We start from the raw sequence: 22,525 nt of genomic DNA, 5'->3' as shown, positions 1-22,525 counted from the left end.
CGGCGGACAAACCCTGGTGCAGGTGCTTCAATACAGGCGCGACGGTCATGACCGCCGCGCCTTTTTTACGGAGCAGGACATGCGGATATTGCTGGTCGAAGACGACCCGATGATAGGCGATGCCATTCAGGGCGCCCTGAATGATGCGAGCTATGCCGTCGACTGGGTGAAAAACGGTCTCACCGCGCTCACGGCGCTGGAGGCTCAAAAATATGACCTGGTGCTGCTGGACCTCGGTTTGCCGGGCAAGGACGGGCTGGATGTACTCGACAGCATCCGTGGCCGCAAAAACCCGGTGCCGTTGCTGATCATCACCGCGCGCGACAACCTCGAAGATCGCCTGCGCGGCCTCGACGGTGGCGCTGACGATTATTTGGTCAAACCCTTCGAATTGTCAGAGTTGCTGGCCCGGATGCGCGCGGTATTGCGGCGCAACGGTGGCAACGCCCTGTCCGTGCTCGACAACGGCGTGGTGGCACTGGACCTGATATCCAAGCAAGCCAGCACCGAACAGGACCGCGATGTCCAGCTGTCCAGCCGGGAGTTCGCCCTGTTGCAAGCCCTGTTGATTCGGCCCGGCGCGATTCTCTCGCGTAGCGAGCTCGAAGACCGCCTCTATGGCTGGGGCAACGAAGTGGAAAGCAACGCGGTGGAATTTCTGATTCACGCGTTGCGGCGCAAGCTTGGCAACCATGTCATCAAGAACGTCAGGGGAATGGGATGGATGGTTTCAAAAAGCGCTTGAGTGATTCGGTACAACTGCGGCTGTCCGTCACGCTGTCGCTGGCCATCCTGATCGTTGCTGTCGTGGCCGGGGTTTTTGCGTTCGTCTCGGCGTTCGACGAGGCCCACGAAATGCAGGACGACACCTTGCGTCAGGTGGCCGTGCTGGTTGATCGCCAACACATGACCCCGCGCTATCCCGTGGGCAATAAGGTCGACGATGACAATGAAGAATCCAGGGTAATCGTGCAATACCTGGCCGACGGCAGCAAAGCCCTCGGCAACGATGACGCCACGCTGCCGCTGCCCTTCCCCACGACATTGGCCGATGGCCTGTCGACGTTGAATGTCGCAGGCGAGGATTTTCGTGTCCTGGTCAAGACCACCACCCAGGGCGAACGTATTGTCGTCGCTCAGGAAACCGGTATCCGCGACAAGGAGGCTCGCGAAAGCGCCTGGCGCAGTCTGCTGCCGTTTTTGATCCTGTTTCCGGTGCTGTTGCTGGTGGTCGGCGATCTGGTGCGCAAGCTGTTCCGCCCGATTGCCACGCTCTCGACCGAAATCGACCAGCGCGACGAGCAGGCCCTGCACCCTATCGACGAACACCATTTGCCAACGGAAGTCCGTCCTTTCGTGGTGGCCATCAATCGCTTGCTCGAGCGCGTCGCGCAGTCGATGGACGCCCAGCGCCGCTTTGTCGCCGACGCCGCCCATGAACTGCGCTCCCCCATGACCGCCCTGTCCTTGCAAGCCGAGCGACTGGCCGCCACCGACATGCCGGCACCCGCCCGCGAGCGTTTGTTGCCCTTGTCACTGGGCATCGATCGCAGCCGAAAACTGATCGATCAACTGCTGACGCTGGCCACTGCACAATCAGACTCCCATCGAGCGCAGTCCGCCGTTTGCGTGCATGAAATCTATCGGCGGGTACTGGAAGATTTATTGCCACTGGCAGAGCGAAAGCACCTCGACATCGGTGTGGAGAGCATTGAAGACGTACAGGTGATTATCAACGAAACGGATCTGGTGATCCTGGTGAAGAATCTGGTGGACAACGCCATCCGTTATACCCCCGACGGCGGGCGTATCGACCTGTCGGTTGAGCGTGTGCAAGGGCTGGTGATGTTGCAGGTCAAGGACTCGGGGCCGGGAATTTCCCTGCTGGAACAAACGCGGGTATTCGATCCGTTTTATCGCAGCCTGGGGACCGATGAAGCGGGTTCCGGGTTGGGGTTGTCGATCGTCAAGGCGATAGCAGACCGCACGGGCGCGCGGGTTCAGATGGGGTATACGGATGAGATAAACAAAAACGGATTGTGTGTGTCGGTATGGCTGAGCGCCGGCAAACAATAGGAAGGGAACGCACCATTACAGTGCGACTGTAGTGGCAAAAAACCGAATCCTCTACTAAGGTCTCTACGCAATCAAATGCCCCTGCTTATGGATTGGGGCGACTGATCAAGGAGAGATTGATGACGTCCGTTCGCAACGCCGAAAAAACCTATCGCGCCTGGTCGAGCCCGATCCTGCTGGAGCTCAAGGCGCGAGAACACCAAATGGATCCCGCCTCGCGCCAGGCACTCGAAAACATTCTGGTTGAAAGACGACTGATAGACCTCGGTCATCCTACAGGCACGGATCGACGTAAAACCGGGCGCACTCAACAGGACAAACCTCAGTGACCCGCGTGCGTCTCGCTGAGTCCCTGTCCGTTTTTGTTCGCGCAATCAGAAGTCCGAATCCGAAGGGAACTGGCACTACGCCATTAATGTCGTAGTGACTGCACCTGGAGAATTGGATGACTCGCACTCGCTACTTTCAAATCACGTACTGCCTCAATGATGAGCGGCATACTTTTGTGCAGTCGGACACGCACATGCACCCCGCAGACGCTTGGTATTACGCCTGCCTGCATTCAGGGATTGGGCTTTCGTATGGGCAAAATCACGATCAACAAAACGACGCGGCGCTTCGAAGCCATGCGCAAGCAAAAGGTTTGACCGACGTCAGCTGGGTAAAATTACCCGGTTGACGAGACCGGAACGCGCCCTTTCAACTTACAAACAGTTCTTCACTGCCTTGCGCATCGCGTCGGACTTGGCCCAAGGTGGCCCCTGATACAGCGAAACCCGGCTGCCGTCCTTGTACTTGACGATGTCCAGCACTTCATCCGCCGTGATGATGCTCGGCGCCTTGATTCGGTAGCCGTTGGAAATGCCGACCTGAGTCGTATTCGAAACTTCTTTCTGCCACACCGGCAAGATGCACGCGGCCAGCTCTTTTGGCGGCTTCTTACTGTATTTGCTGACGTTCGGTTCACCCGGCACCACCGACGCCGGCAATGAACAACCCGCCAGCATTGCCAGCGTTACTCCCCCAATCAACATCCGCATGACGCATCCTTATCCCGTAAAAACGCGAAATGTAACGCTTCGCCGTCCGGACATCCATCTATTGCACACAACTTAATGCGCGGCATTGTTTTCATTGGGGGACTGGATAGGTTCTTTCGTTCAGATAGGCCATCCACCGTTCATACGCCTCATGCTGCCATTGCGTGACCCGATCCCACTCCGGGCCGCTGAACTGGTGAGCCGAAATCAGCTTCATCATCTCAGTGGTGGCGGCATCCAGATCAACAATCAACTCCTGGGCGTGAAATCTGAAATCGTCGGTATTGCTCATTGGGGGTGGCCTCGCCCTGGTGAAATGGCACTGACCTTCGTACGACATCCACCTGGGCCTCTTGCCCTCATTTTCCCGACCAATGGACCCACCTCCTGCCTCACGGACGAACAAACGCCGCATCGGGCCAAATCGGACTAATCTTTCTTGGCGAGACATTGCGGGAGGTCGTCATGTGGCTCAACGAAGATGAAAATGAACTTCGCCGTGCCCTACAAGGCATTGCGTCGGATTTGAGGTGGTCGGCGGTAGAACTGCTGCGAATTGAAAAACAGCTGCGCCTGGCCGGTAATGACGTAGATGCGGAAGCGATTCTCAGGTTGTGTGCGTTGTTTCAGGGTGATGAAGAACGACTGGCGGGCTATGCCGAAGAAGTCAAAGCGAAGGTGATCAGCCGAACGAAAGCCCACTGACAGGAGCGTTGCAATGAACAAGCCTTTGTTCACGCTGGTGGTTGTACTGGCGGTGGGTGGCTGCAGCACCGAGGAGCACATCTACGGTGCCCAACCGCTGGTCGCCAAGGTCGAGACGGGAATGAACAAGGATCAAGTGCAGCAAATTGGCGGTCAGCCTGCCTCGATTACCGACCGCACGGTGGTACCTGGCACCTGTTTTGATTACCGGTTAACGCAGGCTGGCCAGCATCAACCGTACAGCATCAGTTTCGATGGCAACGGCCAGGTCGACCACAAAAGCTTTATGACCTGTGCGGAGTGGAGTCACGCCCAAGAGAGGGCGAGGGAACCTACCCGCTCGGGTGGCGGCGGCTACTGATCGAACGTGGACTGCCAAACCTGCTAGCCGGAAACCGGCTTGTTACAGGTATCGCGCCATTTATCGGCGAAGGCATTGATTGCCTCGTTCTTTTGCTCTTGAGAACCGCGAACGGGCAGGCTGTATGCGTCGTTGATTAACATGGCGCCCAATTTGTCATGGTCCGGGTTGCCCGATTTTACTGCCAGCAAACTGGCCTTTGACTCATCATTCTGACGAGACTGCATGATCGATCCGGCCAATACACGGAAGACATCGCACACGTGCGGAGTCGTTTGTATTTCGCCGAGAGTCTGCGCTTGAGCCGCGTTCGTGCAAGCCAAACCGAGTGCAGACAACACGAGCAGCGACATCCAGCGCCCTTTCAACATGGGTTCTTCCTTGGAGTGAAAGCGGCCACCCTATCACTCAAATGTCGCGTTTCAAATCCTCCATCCTCGGTTCCGTGACAAAAAAAGCCCCGGGATTCCGGGGCTTCAAATGGGCTGTCATTCGGATTTCTGACTTGGCGCTCGTGTCGCTCTTGCCCTATAGGCGGGAAGCGACGCGGCATACGCCAGTGCTTCTTCCCGGCTGCTAAAAGCTCCCAGCCGATCACCTTGGGTGCACACCCGCCAGGGGCCGTTGTTCACACTGAGTACTTCATAACCGTTCATGCGCATTTTATTCAGCATCGGAACGCTCATGGTCACCTCCTGTTCGGCAGTGAGAATTGACGATTGACCTGATTACCTTACACCTGACCTTTGTCCAGGTGCCAACCAGACGTCGCGCCAGTTTTCCAGCACCCGATGGCACTTTACGCGAAGGCCATCGCTCTAACCCTTGAAACAGGGGGCTCGGCCCGAATGTTGCATTTTGATGTCTTTTTTGTGACAGCGACTATCAGGTAACGAATGAAAGTACGTGCAACGGTTATTTGCGAGCAGGATCGGCATGTTCTGCTGGTGCGCAAACCCAGGTGTCGCTGGAGCTTGCCCGGCGGAAAAGTCGAGCCCGGCGAAACGACAGGCGGCGCCGCCCTGCGTGAACTTGAGGAAGAAACCGGCCTTGGCGCCGACCACCTGTTGTACCTCATGGAACTGGAGTCCGGCAGCACCCGCCACCATGTCTATGAAGCATCGGCACCGAACCTTGAGCAGGCCCGGCCACAAAATGAAATCGTCGACTGCATCTGGCATCCACTGGAGACGGTCGACAACCTGAGCACCAGCGATGCCACTCGCCAGATCATCAAAGCATTTCGGCGTCGCCTGTAAGCGTATTCAGGCCAGGGCCGTCGCGGCCTTGTCGATGAACGCGGCAACCTCGACCGGCATTGAGGCCAGCGACGCATGACCGGCGTTCAAGGTCAGGATCTCCCTGGCATTCAGCCGTCCAGCCATCCATTGCTGATTTTGCGGCGCGATCATCCGGTCATCGCTGGAGACCTGATACCACGACGGTTTGTTCTTCCAGGCCACGGTGCTGATGGTGTCGCCGAAGGTGCTGGCCAGCGGTGCTTTCTGGGTGATACCCATCACCAGGCCTTCGGACGCAGGTAAGTCCTGGCAAAAACTCTCGTGATACAACTCCGGCTTGACCCACAAATACCCATCGCTGTCAGGGGCGAGGTTCGCCGCCGCAGCCGGTGGATGCTGGTGAGTGATGCTGCCGGGACTTTCACCAGCGTCCGGGGCGAAGGCTGCGATGTACACCAGCCCCACCACGTTCGGCTGATCGCCCGCCTCGGTGATTACGGCGCCGCCATAGGAATGCCCCACCAGCAACACCGGCCCCGGCACCTGGGCGACCATTTTGCGGGTGCGCTCTGCATCGTCAGCCAGGGAAGTCAGCGGCATCTCGACCGCGCGGATGTTCGTGTAACCCTTTCTCAGCAGTTCAGCGATGACCTTGTTCCAGTGGGCTGCGCCACCCCAAAAACCGTGTACTAGCACAATCGTGGGTCTGTCACTCATGACGATGACTCCTGTTCATGGGTAGGTTTTAGTGAGCCGCGTCAGCCCTGGTCGCCGCCACCGACCGGCATGATCATGCCGGTGATGTACGACGCCTCGTCGCTGGCCAGAAACAGAATAGCCCCGGCCTGTTCATCCAGCGTGCCGTAGCGCTTCATCAAACTGCTGTCGAGCGTCTGTTCGACGATCTGCTGATACCAGACCTTTTCTTCCGCACTGTGCTCGGCATTGTTGCGGGCAATGACCCGAGGTGGCGCTTCGGTACCGCCGGGCGCGGTCGCGTTGACCCGAACCCCGCGACCGGCGGTTTCGAACGCCAGGCAGGCGGTCAGTGCATTCACCCCCCCTTTCGCCGCGCCATACGGCACGCGGTTGATGCTGCGCGTGGCAATCGAGGAAACGTTGACGATGGCGCCACTGCCCTGCTCCAGCATGAACGGCAGTGCCGCATGACAGCACCACAGCGTCGGGAACAGCGAACGCCGGACTTCTGCCTCGATCTGCTGCTCTTCGTAGTGCTCGAACGGCTTGGCCCAAATCGTCCCGCCGACGTTGTTGACCAGCACGTCCAGGCGCCCGAAACGCTCGACGGCGGTGCGCATCACACGGCTGCATTCACCGTATTGTTCAAGGTCTGCGGTCAGGGCCAGCACCTGACTGCCCTGCCCCAACTGCTGCTGTACTTCGAAGACATGCTCGGAGCGGTCGACCAGGATCAACCGCGCCCCTTCGGCGGCCATGCGTTCGGCCACCCGCCGACCGATGCCTTGCGCAGCACCGGTAATCAGCACGACTTTTTCGTGAAATCTGTTCATGACGACCTCAGGCCGCGCTGGCGGCAAACTTCTCATAATAAAAATTCGCCGGCTGGATGCCTTGTTCGCGAATGAATTGACTGACCGCCTCGACCATCGGCGGCGGGCCGCACAGGTAGACGTCGACGTCGCCCTCGTTCAAATGCCGGGGCTCGATGTGCTGCGTCACGTAGCCCTTGAGTGGGTGCTGACTGTCGGGATTGGCCACGCAGGCGCTGTAACTGAAGTTCGGGATGCGTGCGGCAAACGCTTCGAGGCGATCAAGCTCCACCAGATCGAAATCGTTGGTCACGCCGTAGATCAAATGCAGCGGATGTTCACTGCCCTGCTCGGCGATTTTTTCCAGCATCGCCGTGAACGGCGCCAGCCCTGTGCCGCCGGCCAGCAGCAACAACGGGCGGCGGATGTCGCGCAGGTAGAAGCTGCCCAATGGCCCGGCCAGGCTCATGCTGTCGCCGGCCTTGGCCATGTTGGTGAGGAAACTGCTCATCAGGCCACCGGGCACGTTGCGAATCAGGAAACTGACCTCGCCGTCGCGCTGCAACGAACTGAACGAATAGGCCCGCGTCTGCTCGCTGCCCGGAATCCCGAGGTTGACGTATTGCCCCGGCAGGAACGCCAGTTTGCTCAACGCTTCACCCTTGATCGATAACGCGATGGTGCTGTCGGACAACTGCCGAACAGCGCTGATCGTGGCGTCGTAGCTGGCCTGGCGGGTGCGGCAAACCTGCGAAGACGTCGGCACCCGCACCACGCAATCGCTCTGGGCGCGCATCTGGCAGGTCAGGACAAAACCTTGCTCCGCCTCTTCAGGGCTGAGGGCGTCTTCGATGTAGTCCTCGCCCAAGTCATAACGACCCGCTTCGGCAAAGCACTTGCAGGTGCCGCAGGCGCCATCGCGGCAATCCAGCGGAATATTGATGCCTTGGCGGTACGCGGCATCGGCGACCGTTTCGCCGACATTGGCGTCGATGAACCGGGTGACGCCGTCTTCAAAATTGAACGCAATGGAATGAGTCATGACGGGCGCCTCACAAGTGGTAGACATCGATGACCTGGCGAACGTAATCGTTCTTCAAGATCACTTTCTTGGCCTTGATCAGCGGGTTCTGACCGCGCACATCAAGGGTGTAGAAACTGCTGCCGAAATAGCTGTCGACGGTCTTGTAGCGAAAGCTCAGGGTGTGCCAGTTGAAGCGCACCTTGCACAGGCCATCCGCTTGTTCGAGCAGCTCGATGTTGCTGAGGTTGTGCGAAGTCCGGGTGTCCGGAATGCTCGCACTGGAACGCTCGGTCTTGATGCGGAAGATGCGGTCTTCCAGGCCGGTGCGGTTGCCGTACCAGATCAGCGAGATTTCCCGCTGGGGGTCTTCGGTCAACTCATCGTTGTCGTCCCAGGACGGCATCCAGAACGAGGCATCGGCGGCGTACAGTTCCAGCCAGTCGTCCCACTGCCTGTCATCGAGGTAGCGTGCTTCGCGATAAAGAAAATCGCGCACGGCGTCGTAGGAGATGGTCATTGCACGGCCTCCACGGCAATCAATTCGCTCTGTTCAGTGGCCAGGGCCTTGAGCATCGTGTCCTGCCAATACTTGTGTTGCAGCACAAACAGGCCTTCGTCTTCGGTGCGCACGCCGCTGAGCAGCGGATGCAGGTCGATCTCTTTGGCCGCCTCGTCCGCGCCTTCGATCCAGTGTTCGGCGCCCCGGGACATGTCATTCCAGGTGGTGACGCTGCCCTGGTAGCTGGTCTGGCACGAGCGAAACTCCTCCAGATCATCCGGGGTGGCCATGCCGCTGACATTGAAGAAATCTTCGTACTGGCGAATCCGGCTCGACCGGGCGTGGTCGCTCTCACCTTTGGGGGCGATGCAGTAAATGGTGATTTCCGTGCGGTTGACCGAAATCGGCCGGGCGATGCGGATTTGCGAACTGAACTGGTCCATCAGGTACACGTTGGGGTACAGGCACAGGTTGCGAGAGTTCTCGATCATCCAGTCCGCGCGGGCCTGGCCGAAGTCCTGGGCCAACTCATCACGGCGCTCGTACAGCGGACGGTCTTCGGGGTTGGACCAACGGGTCCAGAGCAACATATGGCCCTTGTCGAAGGAGTAGAAACCACCGCCCTGCTTGGCCCAGGTGCCGGCACTCATGGTCGGATTGCTGTCACCGGCCTCGCGCTGCTTGCGCTGGTTTTGGGTAGCTGCGTAGTTCCAGTGCACGGAGCTGACGTGGTAACCGTCGGCGCCGTTTTCGGCGGTGAGTTTCCAGTTGCCTTCGTAGATGTAGCTCGAAGAACCGCGCAGCACTTCCAGGCCATCGGCGGACTGGTCGACGATCATGTCGATGATTTTTGCTGACTCGCCCAAGTGCTCGACCAGCGGCACGACATCCGCGTTGAGGCTGCCAAACAGGAAACCGCGATAGGACTCGAACCGCGCGAGTTTGGTCAGGTCGTGGGAGCCTTCGCAATTGAAGCTCGCCGGGTAGCCAGCCGCCGCCGGGTCTTTGACCTTGAGCAACTTGCCGGAGTTATTGAAGGTCCAGCCGTGGAAGGGGCAGGTGTAGGAGCTTTTGTTGCCGGTTTTGTGCCGGCACAGCGTCGCACCGCGATGGCTGCAGGCATTGATAAAGGCATTGAGCACACCGTCCTTGTTGCGCGCGATGAAGATCGACTGGCGCCCCATGGTGGTGGTGTAGAAATCGTTGACGTTGGGGATCTGACTGTCGTGGGCCAGGTACAGCCAGTTGCCTTCGAAGATGTGTTTCATCTCCAGATCGAACAACCGGGGGTCGGTAAACATCTCGCGCTTGCAGCGATAGATGCCGTTTTCCTTGTCATCTTCAAGCAGGGAGTGAAGGTATTCGGGTCGCAGGGACATGGCCGCCGCCTCCATTGTTTTTATTCAGGCAGGGCCATGCTAGGACGCGGGGGAATGACGGACTATCCGTTGGGTGCAGACGTGTATCCGTTTAGTGCAGCATTGAATGCACAGATTCATGTAGCAGCTGCCGAGCTTGCGTGCCTGCGTGTAGCAGCTGTCGAGCTTGCGAGGCTGCGTTCGAGTGCGCAGCACTCGCAGAATGCTTCCCACGATATTTCAGCCAGACCGCATTGCTCCTCGGCGAGCGCTGCGCACTCGAACGCAGCCTCGCAAGCTCGACAGCTGCTACAAGCTCGGCTGTTACGAGGGTTTGGCGGTCTGTCAATACCGGCGTTTGAGGGTGTCAGACGGCAACTCGCCGAACTGTTTGCGGTAGTTGTCGGAGAACCGCCCCAAGTGAAGAAAGCCATAATCCATGGCCACTTCCGTAACGTTGCGCACGTTGCAGGTCGGATCACTCAGGCACAGGTGGATGCGTTCGAGTTTCTTCTGCCGGATGTAGTGTTGCGGTGAAGTGCCCGCGTTGCGTTCGAACAACCCATACAACGACCGAAGACTCATCCGCGCCTGGCGTGCCAGCTCTTCACTGTCGATGTCTTGTTTGAGGTGGCGCGCGATGTAATCGGCAATCGCCTCGAACGTGACCGACGGCGCACTCGGGCTGGTGCGGATCACGTTGGTTTTCATCAGGCTGAGCATCTTGCTGACGATGATCTGCGCGTAATGCTCCTGCACCCGGGGAATCTGTTCGGTGGCCTCGGCTTCCTGGCAAATCATTGCCAGCAGGCTGACAAAACCTTCCAGCTCATCGAGCTGATAACGGTTCTCCAGAAACCGCACGCCCTGCCCCGGATAACGCCAGCGCTGTTCATCGCACACGGACTCGAACAAGCGGGTGGGAACTTTGAGGATGAATTTTTCGCAATCGTCGGAGTAGGTAAGATCGACCGGCTCATCGGGGTTGATCAGCAGCAGCTCACCCGGCGCAAAGTAATGGTCCTCGCCCCTTCCGCGCGAAAGGCAGTTGCCCCGCAGCAGCACTTGCAGGTGATAAATGCTGTCGAGCGCGCCCGACGTCACGCGCACGCTGGCGCCGTAACTGATGCGGCACAGGTCCAGGCTGGCGAATTTGCGGTGATCGAGGCTGGCCAGCGGTCGGCCGACCCTGGGCATCAGGATGCAATGGTTGCCGACATGCTGATTGACGTAACCCGAGACCGCATAAGGGTCGGCATGGTCGAATACTCTGCTGCGCTGACTCAACAGTTGCGCGTGCATCATCGGGTCACTCTCGTTGTTGTTATCGGCGGTGTCAGTTCCATTCTAGAACATTGACTGAAAATCCCTGTGGGAGCCGAGCTTGCTCGCGATGACAGAGTGCCAATCAACATAGATGTTGAATGTTAAACCGCTATCGCGAGCAAGCTCGGCTCCCACAGGGTAGGAGTACCGCGCTATCAATCTTCCAGTGCGCGAACCCGTTCGTGACGTTGTTGCTCTTCGGGCTGGGCGGTCGACTGCAGCGTGAAATCGAACTCGATTTCAGCAAACCGCCCGCTGACGCCATGCGCTGCGGCGCGTTGCTGGTCGTCGCTGAACGTGATGTGGGCGATCAGCTCGTCACGGGTGGCGTAGGCGAAATCGTCGTGCAGGTATTGATCGCCATCGAGGTTGATCTGGGTGGTCAGGTGGCGGTGATCCGGTGCCGAGATGAAGAAGTGCACGTGTGCTGGACGCTGGCCGTGACGGCCCAGTTGATCGAGCAGTTGCTGGGTCGGACCGTCCGGCGGGCAGCCGTAACCCGACGGCACAATGCTGCGGAAACGATAGCGACCTTCGGTATCGGTAACGATCCGGCGGCGCAGGTTGAACTCCGATTGCGCGGTATCAAAATACGAGTAAGTGCCGCCGGTATTGGCGTGCCAAACGTCGACCACGGCACCGGCCAATGGCTCGCCAGCGGTATTGAACACGCGCCCTTGCATGAACAGCGTGACACCTGGATCGAGACCGTCATCGAGTCGCGCTTCGCCTTCGGACAACGGCGCGCCGGCTACGTACAGCGGACCTTCGATGGTCCGTGGCGTGCCGCCGGACTTGCCGGCCTGCTCATCCTCGGCATCCATCAGCAGATCGAGGTAATGCTCCAGGCCCAACCCGGCCACCAACAGCCCTGCTTCCTGACGCGCACCCAGCACGTTGAGGTAGTTGACGGCTTTCCAGAATTCTTCCGGAGTCACCGCCAGGTCTTCGATGATGTTCACCGAGTCACGCAGGATGCGGTAAATCAGGGCTTTGACGCGCGGGTTGCCGGCGTCATTGAGCAGGCCGCTGGCGTCTTCAAGAAACTTCTGGGCGTTGGCAGTGTGGGAAATCTTGACGTTCATGGTGGTTCCTCATCTTGTAATTATTAGCGTAGCGAACTGAACAAGCTGGGTTCAGCGGTCATCCTCGCGGATGGAAGACGGGTGCCGGCACATTGCGTCGATCTCGATCGCCATATAGGGAAACAGCGGCAGTTGCATCAGCAGGTCGTGCAATTCCTGGACGCTGTCGACATCGAAAACGCTGTAGTTGGCGTAGTGCCCGGCGATGCGCCACAGGTGACGCCACTTACCCTGCTCTTGCAGGCGCTGGGCCAGGGCTTTTTCGTCAGCCTTGAGTTTGGCGGCCACTTCGGGGTTCATGTCGACCGGTAGATTCACGGTCATTTTTACGTGGAATAGCATGATCTCTCCTCAGGCTTGATGAACGGAAGTGGATGTTTTGTCGCGACGGAAAAACGCCAGGCGTTCTTCGTCCAGGCTCAGGCCCAGACCTGGTGTTTGCGGCACATGCAGTTCGAAATCGCGATACACCAACGGCTCGCTGAGAATGTCTTCGGTCAGCAGCAACGGGCCGAACAGTTCAGTGTCCCAGGCCAGTTTATTCAGCGTGACAAAGGCATGGGCCGAGGCCAGCGTACCGATGCCGCCTTCCAGCATGGTGCCGCCGTACAGGGCGATGCCCGCTGCTTCGGCGATCGCGGCGGTACGCAGCACGGCACGGGGGCCGCCGTTCTTGGCGATCTTCAAGGCAAACACCGAGGCCGCGCCTTCGCGCGCCAGGTTGAAAGCGTCTTCCACGCATTCAATGGATTCGTCCGCCATGATCGGCGCCGGGCTCATCGCATTCAGGCGCGCCATGCCAGCACGGTTGTTGCGCGAGATCGGCTGTTCGATCAGGTCGATGCCGTTGGTGCCGAGGATCCGGCAAGCGCGCAATGCGACCGCTTCGTCCCAGGCCTGATTGACATCGACCCGCACGCTGGCGCGATCACCCAGGGCTTTTTTGATCGCGATGACGTGCGCCAGGTCGCGGTTGACTTCACCGGCACCGATTTTCAGTTTGAAAATTCGATGGCGGCGCAAGTCGAGCATTTTTTCCGCTTCGGCGATGTCTTTTTCGGTGTCGCCGCTGGCCAGGGTCCAGGCCACCGGCAAGGCATCACGCACCCGCCCGCCCAGCAGTTCGCTGACCGGCAGGCCGAGGCGTTTGCCCAGTGCATCGAGCAAGGCGGTTTCGATCCCGGATTTGGCAAAGGTATTGCCGCGGATGCTGCGCTCCAGACGCAACATGGCGGCATTCACATTACCGCTGTCCTGACCGATCAGCAGGGGCGCGAAGTGTTTGTCGATGTTGGTCTTGATGCTGTCCGGGCTTTCGTTGCCATAGGCCAGGCCACCGATGGTGGTGGACTCACCGATCCCTTCGATGCCATCGGCGCAGCGCACGCGAATGATCACCAGGGTCTGATTCTGCATCGTGTGCATCGCCAGCTTGTGCGGGCGGATGGTCGGCAGATCGACGATGATCGTCTCGATCGATTCAATGGCTGTTGCACGCATGTCGATACCCATCAGGTTCTTAAAGTTCTGGAACCGATTCTCGTACGGCTTTTTTGCCGATGCCAATATAGAATTGGTCTGACTTGATACCTTTAAGGTATGCAAACGACTGACGTCTGGAGGCCCCATGGAACTGCGTCACCTGCGCTATTTTCAGGTATTGGCTCAAACCCTCAATTTCACCCGCGCCGCCGAACTGCTGCACATCGCCCAGCCGCCCCTGAGCCGGCAGATCCAGCAACTGGAAGACGAACTCGGGGTGTTGTTGCTGGAGCGTGGCCGGCCACTGAAGTTGACGGAGGCCGGGCGGTTTTTCCATGAGCACTCCACCGCCCTGCTAGAGCAACTGAACAAGGTCTGCGACAACACGCGACGGATCGGCCTGGGGGAAAAGACCTGGCTGGGCATCGGCTTCGCGCCTTCGACCCTTTACGGAGTGCTGCCGGAATTGATCCGCCGTTTACGCAGCGGCGAGCCTCTGGAGCTTGAATTGGGGCTGTCGGAAATGACCACGTTGCAACAGGTGCAGGCGCTCAAGGCCGGGCGTATCGATATCGGCTTCGGCCGTATTCACATCGACGACCCGGCGATCATTCAAACCGTGCTCACCCAAGACCGGCTGGTCGCCGCCCTGCCCGCCGGCCATCCCCTGCTGGCCGGGCCGATCAGCCTTCGCGAACTGGCGAAGGAGCCCTTTGTGCTGTACCCCGGCAACCCGCGCCCCAGCTATGCCGACCATGTGATTGCACTGTTCGAATCCTATGGCGTGAGCATTCACGTGGCGCAATGGACCAACGAACTGCAAACGGCAATCGGACTGGTGGGGGCCGGGATCGGCGTCACGCTGGTGCCCGCCTCGGTGCAGTTGCTGCACCGCGACGACATTGGCTTTACCCCATTGCTGGAAGACAACGCCACGTCACCGATCATTCTCAGTCGGCGGGTGGGCGATGTTTCACCGGGGTTGAGTCACTGTTTGAAGGTGATCGAGGAGCTGCAACCGCAGGCCAGGTTTTAATGGGAGTTTTTGTCCCAGAACCAGTTCCAGAAACCCGGCAGTTCTACTGGCTGCGAACTGTCCTTGACGGTGCGCGCCATCGCCGCTTGCAGCACCGCGTCGCGATCGTCGTAAAACGGCTTCTGCGCCAGTGGCACGCCGGTGGCCCTGGCGCTGTCGATCAGGATTTGCAGGTATTCGCGCGCGTGCCGGGCGGTGTAGCGATTGAGGTCGTGGAAGGTCACCACCACCGGAATCACCCCGTCCACAGTCGGCAACTGGCCCAGCGCGATGCGCTCGCGCACTTCGGACATCGAACGCAGCATGTGCGAGCGGCGTCGGGGGCTGGCGTTGAATCCCCAGATTTTGCCGTCATTGGCGCTCAAATCGGTCAGCAACACGTGCATGCCGTGCTGCTGATAGGCCGCGAAGACGCGTTTGTCGTAATTCCAGAACGGCGGACGCACCAATGTCGGTGGCGCGCCGGTGATGGCGGCGATGTCAGCACTGCCTTTGCTCAGCGACTGCTCCAGTTCTTGCGGGGTCAGTGAACGGTGATTGGTGTGCCAATGAGTAGCGGTGTGAAAACCCAGCACGTGCCCCTCTTCATGCTCGCGGTGCATCAGCGCCCGCCCGATGTCACTGTCGCCGGCCCTCGGCGCACCGGTCTGCACGAAAAACACCGCTTTGATACCGGGCTGCAGAGGATTGTCCTTCAGGCTGTCGAGGACCGTCGCGGTAGGGTTCCAGAAACTCGACGCGCTGGGACCGTCGTCATAGGTCAGCAGAAAACGAATTGGCGCCTGCGCCTGTAGACGTTGTTCCGTCTGCGGGGTCAGCTCGATGGGGGCAGCGATGCAGCCCGCCAGCCCGATGGCAATGGCGAGTGCACAAAATGCGTTGAACAGTTGTTTCATGTTTTGCCTTGGGTCAGACCGTGACGGTCAACACTTCAAACGGCAAAGTCCTTCGCCCGTTCTTCCTTCGCCGGCCCGCCAATGGCGCGGGCCGAGGTTGGATCAGGGTACACAGTGTTTGGTTCCGCAGCCCCCTCTTCGCTTATTGCACCAATGCCTGCTGGAACGAGTGGTCGATGATCGGGGCGGTCGCCAGTTCCGTCGGCAGCGCCTTGACCTTGAACAGGAAGTCCGCCGTGCTCTGCAAATCCGCCGCCGCTTGTTGATCCACCGGGCCAACGGTCATGTGCGCCTGACGCAACCAATGGCGAGACACGTCCTGATCCAGATTGGCCTTTTTCGCCCACAGATCGGCGTACTCGTCGGTATGGCTGTCGACCCAGGCCCGGGCTTTTTTCAGGCGCACCAGGAAGTCGGCGATGGCGGCGTGCTTACTGTCGATGGCCGGTGTCGACGCGGCGATGGCGCTCAAGCCGGGCATCAGGTTTTTAGCGGTCAGAATCGGTCGCGCGCCGGAGAACAGAATCTGTTGGGAAATGTACGGTTCCCATACCGGGAACGCGTCGATGCTGCCTTGAGGCAACGCCGCGGCGGCGTCAATCGGCATCAATTTGATGAAGTCGACGTAGTCTTCCGGCAGGTCGGCTTTCTCCAGTGCGCGCAGGGTCAACTGCTGGCTCCAGGCACCGGGCCAGTAAGCGACTTTCTTGCCCTTGAGATCCGCGATGCTATGGACCGGTGAATCCTTGGGCACGAGCAAGGCAATGGTGTCCGGGTTCTGCCGCGACACACCGATCAGTTTCACCGGCGCCTGTTTGGCCGCCAGGAACAGAAAGCCGGAATCACCGAGAAACCCCACGTCCAGCGCGCCAGTGTTCAGCGCTTCGGCCAATGGCGCAGCCGCCTGGAAGTGCTTCCAGTCGACGGTGTAGGGCGCGCCCTCCAATACACCCGAGGCCTCAACCGAGGCACGCACGTTGTAGTAATTCTGATCGCCGATATGCAGGACCACCGGCTCGGCGGCATAGGTGATCGGGGCGGCAAACAGTGCGCTGGTCAATAGACCACGCACGAATCGGGACAGGTTCATCAAAGGCTCCAGAGTGCTATTTCTTATAGACCCTACCGCTATTACAAGAGCCTTTATAAATTCGATTTAGGCATAAGTTAATGACCAGAAACAAACAGTGTCGGCCCTGCAACAGCACCTCAACAGACTGTTTGCCCAGCGACATCCTTCACACCGTTGATGAGCGAAAACCCTCGAGAAACCAGTAGCCCCGGAACATGGCACAGAGCCTGCAATATTCCTTTTACGCAGGAAGCGACTCTACATAATAAATTTTTGGATATAACCAGCCTTGCCCGGAGCAGCCCATGAAACCGACCTTCCGCTTTCCCGCCTTCAAGTCTCTGCTGGGGGCCTGCGCACTGGCCCTGAGTCTGCAACCGCTGGCCCAGGCAGCCGAAACGCCACCGGCCGAAGTGCATCTGGATTACGCCTATTACTCGCCGGTGAGTCTGGTGCTCAAGCACTTCGGTTTCCTCGAAAAGGCCCTGCCACAGACCAAGGTCAGTTGGGTCCTGAGTCAGGGCAGTAACCGTTCGCTGGAATACCTCAACAGCGGCGGCGTCGATTTCGCTTCATCCGCCAGCCTGGCCGCCGTGCTCAGCCGCGCCAATGGCAGCCCGATCAAGTCGGTTTACGTCTACAGCCGGGCCGAGTGGACAGCCTTGGTGGTGCGCAAGGATTCGCCGTACAAAACCGTGGCCGATCTCAAAGGCAAGAAAATCGCTGCCACCAAAGGCACCGACCCCTACCTGTTCACCTTGCGCAGCCTGCAACAGGCGGGCTTGAGCAAGGACGATGTCGAACTGGTGCATTTGCAGCACCCGGACGGTCGCATCGCATTGGAGAAAGGTGACGTCGACGCTTGGGCCGGGCTTGATCCGCACATGGCCGCCAGCGAAGTTCAGGCCGGTTCGCGCCTGCTGTATCGCAATACGCAATTCAACAGTTATGGCGTGGTCAGCGTGACGGACACCTATGCCAAGGAGCATCCGCACACCATCGATACCGTGCTGGATGCCTATGAACAAGCCCGCGTCTGGGCGGTAAAAAACCCTGACGAACTGGCGAAGTTACTGGCCAGCGAATCCGGCCTGCCACTGGAAGTGGCCAAGCTGCAACTGTCGCGCACCGACCTGAGCAGCCCGCAATTGACCGCCAGGGATGTGATCGCCTCTAAAGCCGCGGCACCGATACTCGTGTCCGAAGAATTGGTTCGCCGTGGGGTGAACGTCGATCAGGTCATCGATCAACTGATCGATACCGGTTTCAAAGAAACCGTGGCCCGTCAGTAACGGGGGGCTCATGACCAGCAAAAGCAAACACCTGCCACTCGAACGGCTCCCATCGCGCCGCGCCAGCGTGTCCCTGAACAACGCCTGGCGCCTGCGCCTCAAGGGTCTGGCGTTGCCGGTGCTGATCGTTCTGTTTCTGGAATTCGTCGTGCGTATCGGCTGGTTGCCGTCATACCAAATGCCGGCCCCGAGCGAGGTCGCGTTGACCCTCGCAGACTTGGCCGACGGTGCGCTGTGGAAGCACATCAGCGCCAGTCTGCTGCGGGTGCTACTCGGTTTCGCTATCGGCGCCAGCCTGGCGTTGGGGTTCGCCGCATGGGTGGGGTTGAGCCGTGAAGCCGAGGCGTATCTGGAACCGACGTTTGCAGGTTTGCGCTCGATTCCGAGTCTGGCCTGGGTGCCGCTGTTGTTGCTCTGGCTAGGCATCGACGAGACCTCGAAAATCGTCCTGATCGCGATCGGCGCATTCTTTCCGGTGTACCTGAACGGCGTCGCGGCCATCCGCGACATTGATCGCAAACTGGTGGAAGTGGGGCAAATGTATGGCTTCAGTCGCCGTCGGCTGGTCCGGCGAGTTCTCCTGCCCGCCGCCCTGCCCGGTCTGTTCACCGGGTTGCGCAGCGGCATGAGCCTGGCGTGGATGTTTCTGGTGGCGGCCGAATTGATCGCGGCCACCAAAGGCCTGGGCTATCTGCTCAGTGATGGTCGTGAGACATCGCGCCCGGACATCGTACTGGCCGCCATCATCGTGTTGGCGCTGCTGGGTAAGCTCAGTGACGGCCTCCTCGCCAGCCTGGAGAAACGTTTCCTGGCCTGGCGCGACACTTTTAATGGCCAAAGCGCCGAGGACTGAGCCATGACCCGACACCTGCTGGACATTCGAATCGAGCGTAAAACCTTCGCCACCACCACCGTCCTTAAAAACATTCACCTGCAATTGCGGCCCAGGGAAACCGTCAGCCTGCTCGGCCCCAGCGGTTGCGGCAAAAGCACTTTGCTGCGCATCGCCGCCGGGCTGGAAAAGGACTTCCAGGGCGAAGTGCGTCACAGCGCCGGGGAAGTGGCCTTCGTCTTCCAGGAACCCCGGCTGATGCCTTGGCTGACGGTCGAGCAAAACATCGGTTTCAGCGCCGATTCCCATTACGACAAAGCCTGGGTCGCGCAACTGATCGAAGAAGTCGGCCTTGGCGGTTTCGCCCAGGCACTGCCCAAAGCCCTGTCCGGGGGCATGGCTCAGCGAGTCGCGATAGCGCGGGGGTTGTATTCGCGACCGCAGGTTTTACTGTTGGACGAACCCTTCAGCGCGGTGGACGCCTTTACGCGCATGAAGCTGCAGGATCTGTTGCTGCAACTCGCCGAGCGTCACGCCATTGCCCTGTTGCTGGTGACCCACGATGTCGATGAAGCGCTCTATCTCAGCGACCGGGTACTGATATTGGACAATCGCCCCAGCAGCGTCCGGCAGGAATTGGCCGTGGAACTGCCTCATCCACGGGATCGGCGCGATTCGCTGCTGGCGGGTTTGAAGGCGTTGTCATTGACCGAACTGCAGCGTGCCCATGTGATCTGAAGGCTAAGCTGAGCATTCCCGCCAGTGCTTTCCAACCGCAGGGTCAGCCGATGTGTGGACGACTGTCGCAATACCGTGGCATTCATGATTTTGTCGCCGTGCTGAGTATTCCCGACGCGATGATCAATCACGTCGGGAACGAACCCTTGGCGCGCTATAACGCGGCGCCCACCACCCAACTCGCCCTGCTGCACCTTGAGCCTGACGGATTGCACGCCGATCCGGTGCGCTGGGGATGGCGGCCGCACTGGGCAAAAGATCGCGCGGCGCCAATCAACGCGCGGGTTGAGAAAGTCGCTCACGGGCCGTTCTTCCGCGCAATCTGGCCACACCGGGCGATTGTGCCGATCGACAACTGGTTTGAATGGGTCGATGCCGGGGATTCGACGCGATTGCCATGGTTGATTCGCCGACGCGATTGCGCGCCGATTTGCTGCGCGGCCATTGGTCAGTTTCCCGGCGCTGGCAACAAGCCGCGCAGCGACGACGGTTTTGTCATCATCACGGCGGACAGCGCGGGCGGCATGCTCGACATACATGACCGGCGACCGGTGGTGTTGTCCCCAGAGCTGGCACGGGAATGGCTCGATCCGGCCACACCCAGGGAACGTGCCGAGCAGATGGTGCTTTTACAGGGTGAACCTAGCGAAACGTTTGAGTGGTACAGGGTCGACAAAGCTGTCGGGGATGTCAGGAATCAAGGTTGTTCATTGATTAATAAGCTTATTTAAACTGACCGCCCAAGCAGGTTTGTCTATATAGGCAAGTTTTAACTAAACCTATGCCCGGCATAAACGTTACACAGACTGTTTCATATTAGAAACACTTCCCGTTGTATGCCTTATTGTCCCAATTACCGCTTGTCTGACAATCCATTCGCCATACATACATTTAGAAACACTAAAGCTAGGATGCGCGCCGCGTTTCCCGTGGCACCGCCCAGTTGACCAAACAGTCAACAAAGAAGGAAATCCTTAAATATCAACAAGCCTGCAGAGAACTAAGTTGCGCGACGATCTTGTAATCAATCAAGTCAGCAGCCTGGAGTGTGTGTACCTGTCGATGACGGAACGCTATCAACTTGACTGCTTTATCGGGCAATACATACAGACCCGAAACCTGCGCTCTACCCCCAATATCGACGACATACTGCGTTCAACCCTCTCGAACTACGCCGGCCAACCGCCGGTCATGGTCAACGAGCTGAATGCATGGATCGACAAGGCCTTGGGCTATCGGGCTTCCCACCCGGATTTTCCGTGTCTGGAAGACCTTTGAAATGATCCCCGGTCCCGCTCAGCAGAAGAGCTGAACGAACCGCACAGCGTTGCACTCTCAGTAGTAGAGGCCTACGGGCCTCCTTCTTTCGTGGACGCGATTCATTCGGCCTCCGCCCATGCCTATCCACAGTCCGAACGAAAGATCGCGGCACACGCCACCCTTGAAACGGCTCGCTTGATGGCTCAGCAACTGGGCATCACGCACATACGCTGGAACGAGGCGGTGTGATTCATCCAGGCACAATCCGTAGCAGCTGGCGTAGCCTGCGTCCGGCTGCGTAGCAGTCGTCAATCCTGAATGCACGGATTTTCTGAAACACCGCGGCGTCAGATTTTACGACTGCTACGCAGCCGGACGCAGGCTTCGCCAGCTGCTACAAGGTTAGGCGTGTCTTGGAGGGATCAGTCAGGGCTTAAGCGGACGCTCTTCATCGCGGTCCGACAGCTCACGACTGTCATCATGTTTCCAGTCCTGCCGCGAACGTTCCTGACGCTTGATCTCTTCCTCCGAGGGTTCATCTTCATCTTCAAAATCCGGACTTTTTTGATCGTTAGCCATGCGCACCTCTCTTCCTGTGAAGGGATTCATTAAGCGTAGAACAAATTCGGACGTTCGATTCAGAGCCACCAGCGCAGCAAAAAGAAAAACCCCATGCTCAGGAGCATGCTGAGCAAGGTATTACGGGTGTAAAGCACCAACCCCACCGCCACCAGCGAACTGATCAGGTACGGGTTGTCCCATTGCAGGTTCAGCTGTTTGTCAGGCATGAACACGATGGGCCCGCAGATCGCGGTCAACATGCCCGGCACTGCAAAACCGAGGAACTGCCGGGCATTGCTGCTCAACCGCACCGGCAGCCGGGGTTCAAGAAACACGTAGCGGTTGAGAAACACCAGCACGCCCATTCCGAAAATTACCGCCCAAACGATCATGCTGTGCGTCCCACGTAGAGTTTGTTGCAGATAAAACCGGCGGTCATGCCTGCCAATCCCGACAGCACCAGCGCCGAGCCCCATTGCCAGTAGCTGAACAACACCGAACAGAACAGCGACACCGCGACACACACCACGGTTGGCACATTGCGCACCACCGGCGTGATCAAGGCGATGAAGGTGGCGGCGATGGAGAAGTCGAGGCCCAAATGCTCCAGCCCCGGAATGCTGCTGCCCAGCACGATGCCCGCAAGCGTGAACAGGTTCCAGGCGATGTAAAACGTCAGCCCTACCCCCAACGCGTACCAGCGATTGAATTGCTGCTTGTCGTGCTGACTGGTCAAGGCGAACAGTTCGTCAGTCAGTAAAAAGCCCAGCCCTACCCGCCAACGCCCCGGCAACGGGGAAATCACCGAACGCATGCTCATGCCGTACAGCAAATGTTGAGAAGTCAGCAATAAAGTGGTCAGCAATATCGAAAAGATCCCGGCGCCACCCTTGAGCATGCCGATGGCGACCAGTTGCGCGGCACCGGCAAACACAATGCTCGACAAGCCCTGGCCTTGCAGCGGCGTGAGATTGGCCTCGATGGCCATGGACCCGGCCAGCAACCCCCAAGGCGCGGTGGCCAGGGACAGCGGCATGATCGCCGCGGCACCACGAAGAAACGCACTGCGTGGCATGAGTAAATTCGACATAACGCCCTACAACCGGTGAAAGACCTGAGACTGTGCCAGC

The 22,525-nt window shown here is 59.0% G+C and carries 31 protein-coding genes; 13 read left to right on the top strand and 18 right to left on the bottom strand.

Features of this window, described 5'->3' with window-relative positions:
- Positions 1–79 precede the first annotated feature (79 nt).
- From LOY55_RS13285 to LOY55_RS13270, 4 genes are all read left to right on the top strand, one after another.
- Positions 80–745: a response regulator transcription factor gene (locus LOY55_RS13285; RefSeq protein WP_109784669.1), complete on the top strand. Its 666-nt coding sequence runs from the start codon at positions 80–82 to the stop codon at positions 743–745.
- Positions 721–2,076, top strand: coding sequence for an ATP-binding protein (locus LOY55_RS13280; RefSeq protein WP_109784668.1), 1,356 nt, complete (start codon positions 721–723; stop codon positions 2,074–2,076). Before LOY55_RS13285 ends, LOY55_RS13280 begins: the two co-directional genes overlap by 25 nt.
- Positions 2,077–2,195: 119 nt before the next feature.
- Positions 2,196–2,405, top strand: a complete 210-nt coding sequence (locus LOY55_RS13275) for a hypothetical protein (protein WP_046027520.1) — start codon at positions 2,196–2,198, stop codon at positions 2,403–2,405.
- Between the two features lie 116 nt (positions 2,406–2,521).
- On the top strand, positions 2,522–2,755 hold the full coding sequence (locus LOY55_RS13270) for a DUF6555 family protein (RefSeq protein WP_046027521.1): 234 nt from the start codon (positions 2,522–2,524) through the stop codon (positions 2,753–2,755).
- Between the two features lie 25 nt (positions 2,756–2,780).
- On the opposite strand, the gene LOY55_RS13265 is transcribed toward LOY55_RS13270, so the two are convergent.
- Both LOY55_RS13265 and LOY55_RS13260 read right to left on the bottom strand, forming a co-directional pair.
- Positions 2,781–3,116, bottom strand: a complete 336-nt coding sequence (locus LOY55_RS13265) for a hypothetical protein (protein WP_046027522.1) — start codon at positions 3,114–3,116, stop codon at positions 2,781–2,783.
- A 91-nt stretch (positions 3,117–3,207) separates the two neighbouring features.
- Positions 3,208–3,408: a hypothetical protein gene (locus LOY55_RS13260; protein WP_046027873.1), complete on the bottom strand. Its 201-nt coding sequence runs from the start codon at positions 3,406–3,408 to the stop codon at positions 3,208–3,210.
- Between the two features lie 173 nt (positions 3,409–3,581).
- Here LOY55_RS13260 and LOY55_RS13255 point away from each other — a divergent pair, with 173 nt between their 5' ends.
- The gene (locus LOY55_RS13255; protein WP_109784667.1) at positions 3,582–3,821 is read left to right on the top strand and encodes a hypothetical protein; all 240 of its coding nucleotides are present in this window, start codon (positions 3,582–3,584) and stop codon (positions 3,819–3,821) included.
- 13 nt (positions 3,822–3,834) lie between these two features.
- Entirely contained in the window at positions 3,835–4,182 is a 348-nt protein-coding gene (gene osmE / locus LOY55_RS13250; protein ID WP_046027527.1) for an osmotically-inducible lipoprotein OsmE, read from the top strand.
- A 23-nt stretch (positions 4,183–4,205) separates the two neighbouring features.
- Here osmE and LOY55_RS13245 read toward each other — a convergent pair whose 3' ends face one another.
- Entirely contained in the window at positions 4,206–4,553 is a 348-nt protein-coding gene (locus LOY55_RS13245; protein WP_046027528.1) for a hypothetical protein, read from the bottom strand.
- A gap of 117 nt (positions 4,554–4,670) precedes the next feature.
- Positions 4,671–4,868 (bottom strand): SPOR domain-containing protein, encoded by a 198-nt coding sequence (locus LOY55_RS13240; RefSeq protein ID WP_077430272.1) that lies wholly within the window; start codon positions 4,866–4,868, stop codon positions 4,671–4,673.
- Between the two features lie 210 nt (positions 4,869–5,078).
- Between LOY55_RS13240 and LOY55_RS13235 the strand changes: the two genes are divergently transcribed.
- On the top strand, positions 5,079–5,441 hold the full coding sequence (locus tag LOY55_RS13235) for an NUDIX hydrolase (RefSeq protein WP_046027530.1): 363 nt from the start codon (positions 5,079–5,081) through the stop codon (positions 5,439–5,441).
- 6 nt (positions 5,442–5,447) lie between these two features.
- Here the strand turns inward: LOY55_RS13235 and LOY55_RS13230 are convergent, their stop codons facing one another.
- The 9 genes from LOY55_RS13230 to LOY55_RS13190 all read right to left on the bottom strand — a co-directional run bounded on the left by LOY55_RS13230 (position 5,448) and on the right by LOY55_RS13190 (position 13,726).
- Positions 5,448–6,140 carry an alpha/beta hydrolase gene (locus LOY55_RS13230; protein WP_046027532.1) on the bottom strand — a complete coding sequence of 231 codons (693 nt, stop codon included), beginning with the start codon at positions 6,138–6,140 and terminating at the stop codon, positions 5,448–5,450.
- A 41-nt stretch (positions 6,141–6,181) separates the two neighbouring features.
- Complete coding sequence (locus tag LOY55_RS13225) at positions 6,182–6,955, bottom strand: 1,6-dihydroxycyclohexa-2,4-diene-1-carboxylate dehydrogenase (protein ID WP_258668034.1); 774 nt, start codon at positions 6,953–6,955, stop codon at positions 6,182–6,184.
- Positions 6,956–6,962: 7 nt separating this feature from the next.
- Positions 6,963–7,976: a benzoate 1,2-dioxygenase electron transfer component BenC gene (gene benC, locus LOY55_RS13220; RefSeq protein WP_258668033.1), complete on the bottom strand. Its 1,014-nt coding sequence runs from the start codon at positions 7,974–7,976 to the stop codon at positions 6,963–6,965.
- A 10-nt stretch (positions 7,977–7,986) separates the two neighbouring features.
- Entirely contained in the window at positions 7,987–8,475 is a 489-nt protein-coding gene (gene benB, locus LOY55_RS13215) for a benzoate 1,2-dioxygenase small subunit (RefSeq protein WP_258668032.1), read from the bottom strand.
- Positions 8,472–9,836 (bottom strand): benzoate 1,2-dioxygenase large subunit, encoded by a 1,365-nt coding sequence (gene benA / locus LOY55_RS13210; protein ID WP_258668031.1) that lies wholly within the window; start codon positions 9,834–9,836, stop codon positions 8,472–8,474. Before benA ends, benB begins: the two co-directional genes overlap by 4 nt.
- A 324-nt stretch (positions 9,837–10,160) precedes the next feature.
- On the bottom strand, positions 10,161–11,120 hold the full coding sequence (locus tag LOY55_RS13205) for an AraC family transcriptional regulator (protein ID WP_309475405.1): 960 nt from the start codon (positions 11,118–11,120) through the stop codon (positions 10,161–10,163).
- Positions 11,121–11,296: 176 nt separating this feature from the next.
- Complete coding sequence (catA, locus tag LOY55_RS13200; protein ID WP_258668030.1) at positions 11,297–12,226, bottom strand: catechol 1,2-dioxygenase; 930 nt, start codon at positions 12,224–12,226, stop codon at positions 11,297–11,299.
- Positions 12,227–12,277: 51 nt separating this feature from the next.
- The gene (catC, locus tag LOY55_RS13195) at positions 12,278–12,568 is read right to left on the bottom strand and encodes a muconolactone Delta-isomerase (protein ID WP_223524686.1); all 291 of its coding nucleotides are present in this window, start codon (positions 12,566–12,568) and stop codon (positions 12,278–12,280) included.
- A gap of 9 nt (positions 12,569–12,577) precedes the next feature.
- A complete protein-coding gene (locus LOY55_RS13190; RefSeq protein WP_175648944.1) occupies positions 12,578–13,726 on the bottom strand; it encodes a muconate cycloisomerase family protein in 1,149 nt (382 codons plus the stop codon).
- Between the two features lie 127 nt (positions 13,727–13,853).
- Here LOY55_RS13190 and LOY55_RS13185 point away from each other — a divergent pair, with 127 nt between their 5' ends.
- A complete protein-coding gene (locus LOY55_RS13185) occupies positions 13,854–14,744 on the top strand; it encodes a LysR family transcriptional regulator (RefSeq protein WP_077430275.1) in 891 nt (296 codons plus the stop codon).
- Here the strand turns inward: LOY55_RS13185 and LOY55_RS13180 are convergent.
- Together LOY55_RS13180 and LOY55_RS13175 are read right to left on the bottom strand one after the other, a co-directional pair.
- A complete protein-coding gene (locus LOY55_RS13180; protein ID WP_109784659.1) occupies positions 14,741–15,640 on the bottom strand; it encodes a polysaccharide deacetylase family protein in 900 nt (299 codons plus the stop codon). The genes LOY55_RS13185 and LOY55_RS13180 overlap by 4 nt on opposite strands.
- A gap of 142 nt (positions 15,641–15,782) precedes the next feature.
- Positions 15,783–16,730, bottom strand: a complete 948-nt coding sequence (locus tag LOY55_RS13175; RefSeq protein ID WP_109784658.1) for an ABC transporter substrate-binding protein — start codon at positions 16,728–16,730, stop codon at positions 15,783–15,785.
- 287 nt (positions 16,731–17,017) lie between these two features.
- Here LOY55_RS13175 and LOY55_RS13170 point away from each other — a divergent pair, with 287 nt between their 5' ends.
- From LOY55_RS13170 to LOY55_RS13150, 5 genes are all read left to right on the top strand, one after another.
- A complete protein-coding gene (locus LOY55_RS13170) occupies positions 17,018–18,004 on the top strand; it encodes an aliphatic sulfonate ABC transporter substrate-binding protein (RefSeq protein WP_046027554.1) in 987 nt (328 codons plus the stop codon).
- Between the two features lie 10 nt (positions 18,005–18,014).
- The gene (locus LOY55_RS13165; RefSeq protein WP_258668028.1) at positions 18,015–18,857 is read left to right on the top strand and encodes an ABC transporter permease; all 843 of its coding nucleotides are present in this window, start codon (positions 18,015–18,017) and stop codon (positions 18,855–18,857) included.
- Positions 18,858–18,860: 3 nt separating this feature from the next.
- Positions 18,861–19,574: an ABC transporter ATP-binding protein gene (locus LOY55_RS13160; RefSeq protein ID WP_109784657.1), complete on the top strand. Its 714-nt coding sequence runs from the start codon at positions 18,861–18,863 to the stop codon at positions 19,572–19,574.
- A gap of 50 nt (positions 19,575–19,624) precedes the next feature.
- Positions 19,625–20,305 (top strand): SOS response-associated peptidase, encoded by a 681-nt coding sequence (locus LOY55_RS13155; RefSeq protein WP_258668027.1) that lies wholly within the window; start codon positions 19,625–19,627, stop codon positions 20,303–20,305.
- A 274-nt stretch (positions 20,306–20,579) separates the two neighbouring features.
- The gene (locus LOY55_RS13150; protein WP_223524678.1) at positions 20,580–20,852 is read left to right on the top strand and encodes a hypothetical protein; all 273 of its coding nucleotides are present in this window, start codon (positions 20,580–20,582) and stop codon (positions 20,850–20,852) included.
- A gap of 408 nt (positions 20,853–21,260) precedes the next feature.
- Here LOY55_RS13150 and LOY55_RS13145 read toward each other — a convergent pair whose 3' ends face one another.
- Genes LOY55_RS13145 through LOY55_RS13135 form a run of 3 tightly spaced genes read right to left on the bottom strand, consistent with a single transcriptional unit; the run spans position 21,261 to position 22,485 of the window.
- On the bottom strand, positions 21,261–21,413 hold the full coding sequence (locus LOY55_RS13145; RefSeq protein ID WP_175648945.1) for a hypothetical protein: 153 nt from the start codon (positions 21,411–21,413) through the stop codon (positions 21,261–21,263).
- 59 nt (positions 21,414–21,472) lie between these two features.
- Positions 21,473–21,784 (bottom strand): AzlD domain-containing protein, encoded by a 312-nt coding sequence (locus LOY55_RS13140; protein WP_175649005.1) that lies wholly within the window; start codon positions 21,782–21,784, stop codon positions 21,473–21,475.
- The gene (locus tag LOY55_RS13135) at positions 21,784–22,485 is read right to left on the bottom strand and encodes an AzlC family ABC transporter permease (protein WP_046027560.1); all 702 of its coding nucleotides are present in this window, start codon (positions 22,483–22,485) and stop codon (positions 21,784–21,786) included. Before LOY55_RS13135 ends, LOY55_RS13140 begins: the two co-directional genes overlap by 1 nt.
- Between the last annotated feature and the right edge of the window lie 40 nt (positions 22,486–22,525).

It is taken from the genome of Pseudomonas sp. B21-040, assembly GCF_024748695.1.
In the GTDB taxonomy this organism is placed as follows: domain Bacteria; phylum Pseudomonadota; class Gammaproteobacteria; order Pseudomonadales; family Pseudomonadaceae; genus Aquipseudomonas.
This window is presented reverse-complemented; position numbering and strand designations above follow the sequence as displayed.